Annotated in this window: 2 protein-coding genes; both read right to left on the reverse strand. The window is 23.8% G+C overall.

The window, feature by feature from the left end; genetic code table 11:
- Positions 1-363: 363 nt before the first annotated feature.
- Positions 364-1,287, reverse strand: a complete 924-nt coding sequence (locus GBZ86_RS14655) for a trypsin-like serine protease (protein ID WP_152891874.1) — start codon at positions 1,285-1,287, stop codon at positions 364-366.
- Positions 1,288-1,476: 189 nt separating this feature from the next.
- The gene (locus GBZ86_RS14660) at positions 1,477-2,508 is read right to left on the reverse strand and encodes a TRM11 family SAM-dependent methyltransferase (RefSeq protein WP_152891876.1); all 1,032 of its coding nucleotides are present in this window, start codon (positions 2,506-2,508) and stop codon (positions 1,477-1,479) included.
- Positions 2,509-2,806: the final 298 nt, after the last annotated feature.

The raw sequence follows: 2,806 nt of genomic DNA on the forward strand, positions 1-2,806 counted from the left end.
TATTAATATATGACTTTCTAAGTTTAGTTATTAAAAATAGAATTAAAATTCTTTATGATATATACCTTTTATTCCCATATAGCTAAGGGTATATATCAAAATAACCTATCTATAGAATTAAGTTCAATCAATATTATTAAAATAATGTATCAATTAGCTCTGTTAAATTCTATTAGCTATTTTTATTCAGTATTTAGCAAATATAATTTCAAAATTATAGCTTTATGCAACTCTAAATAAAAAAACTTAGGAAAAGTGATTAATGTTTATTTTATCTACTGTAAAAAGTAAATTTAATATATACCATACCTTATCACTTTCCTAATAAAAATAATATGAAATTAACTTATAATGTGCTATATTTTATAATAAATCTACCTTTAAAGCCTTTAAAACTAAATTTATATCATTAAAAACACTAACACTATTTTTTGTACCTCCCATTAAAAGTCCAATGACTTTATTATTATTATCTAGTAATACGCTACCAGAATCTCCTTCATCAGACATTCTAGTTGTTATTATTTGATTTACAAATAATGCTTTTTTATTATTTTGAAAAGTACATAGTGTAGATGCGCCTATAGTTTTTATTTTTCCTTTAGTAAAATTAGTAGCAGCACCTGTTTTCTTTACTTTTAAATCAATTTTTGGAATACCTATACTTTGTATCTCTCCCATAAATGCTACTTTTTTAGAAATATCCTTTTTATATAAAATCTTTGCTATAGCACAATCTACTGTGTTTTCTGGTAATTCAGTAGGAGTTTCAAATTTTATTTCAATAAACTCTGACAATTCTGCTACTATATCAGAAAAATCTGTTTTGTTAGAATGAGCAGGTTGCCTAATAGGTGTACCCTTGAAAAATTTATTTTCCCCTGCAAGTACATGATTGTTACTTAAAATATAATACTTTTTAAATAAAAGCCCTTTACTTACTATACACCCCATACTTCCAATAACATTTTCAGAAAAGCCTTCTGTTAATATTTCACATCCACCTTTTAAAGGTCTAACCCTACCAGTTAAATATTGAGCTTTAATGGTTCCAATTTCAATTACATCTGTTTTAACTCCCATAAAATTTTTAGGAATTAACTTATTATAAGATAAATTTACTTTATTAATTTTTTTACTTACTAATGCATGAATACAAGGTTCATAAGTACATTTTTCATTAACATACTTAAATCCATATCCTATAGCTTGTACATTGGGTAAATTTATTAAATGATGATATTTATTTCTAGAAATATTTAATATATGCAATTGTAAATCTTTCATAGTCTTCACCACTTTTCCATTATAAATATTCTGTATTATTTATAATAATCGTAGTTAAATATATTTGTTACTAAACTAAAAATTATGTAATAATTTATTTAAAATAAAACTTTAAAAATTTGTTTATATTAATTTATTTTATAACCAAAATAAAAAAGAACCACTTTTTAAGTGATTCTTTTCATATAATTAAGCTTTAATTGCTACTATTAAGTTTCTATTTATTGATTGGTCTACTCTATGTAAATAATTATTGTATGGAGATTCATCTAAAACTTTAAATCCATTCTTCTCTAAAGCTATTGCTATATCATCATACTTCATTGTAAACTCATTATATGATAAAACTAAACTTCCTTTAGCTTTTAAGGCATTATGCCAAGCTGGTATAGCTTTATTTAAAAGTTCTAATGGACTTCTTTCCATCATTGAGTTTTTATCACTTTTACTTCCATGCTGAACACCATAAGGCAAATCAGATATTATTATATCACAGGACTTTTTCTTAATAAGTAAATTAGCTTTTCTTGTATCTGAATTATATAATTGGAATGTTTGAACTTCACCTGAATTAAAATCTTTTTTATCTACAGCAGATGTTAATGTAAATATACTAGCTATTTTCTTTCCTTTTGAATCAGATTTTTTTGATTTCTCAGCTTTATGTTTATATTTACCTTCTTTTAAGTATCTAACAACATAAGTTTGAATTTCTTGAGTCCATTGACTATTTATTTCTATTCCTATAACATCAAAACCTCTTATAAATCCTTCATATAAAGTAGTTCCTTTACCACACATAGGATCAAGTAAAGTTATTTTTTTACTTCCTGTTTCACATGCACTTAAAGCAAGATTAACCATAAGTCTTGTAAATTGTTCATTAGTCTTTCCATTATATTTTAATATTTGAACCATACTCTCAGGGAAAGTGTGAAAATCTGGTACAGCTATAGGTCTTAAAAGCCCTCCTTCTATCATTTCAAATAAAGCATAATATATGGATGAAAATCCTAATGCTTTAAAATCTTCTTCATTAAGCTCTCTATTAGTTGAGAAACAAATTGAAGCTGGAAGCCCCATATTCCCTTCTTCTATATTGCTTATTTCCATATTATAAGCATTTGCAATTGCTTCCAATTCAGAAACTGCAATTTTAAGTGCTGTATCAAAATAAATTCGGTTATGTCCTGGATTGGCAAGTACCGCATATCTTTTCATATAAAAAATCTCCTTGTTTATTAATATTTTATATTAATTTTTATCTTTAACATTATACCATCAAAAATAATATTTAAAACACTAAATTTTCTTATCTATTTATTATTTATTTTATATAGCCTATATTTTTCTAATTACTAAACCTATTTATAAAATCTTTCATCTAATTAATTGTATATTAGATAAATTTAGAAATCTGTAATAATTAAACTTAGAAATTTTAAATATATAATTTTGAAAATGAATTAAAATTATGTATTTATTTTTTTATGTATTTAAATAAATATTACTATTAATA

This window comes from Clostridium tarantellae (genome assembly GCF_009295725.1).
GTDB classification, from domain to species: Bacteria; Bacillota; Clostridia; order Clostridiales; family Clostridiaceae; genus Sarcina; species Sarcina tarantellae.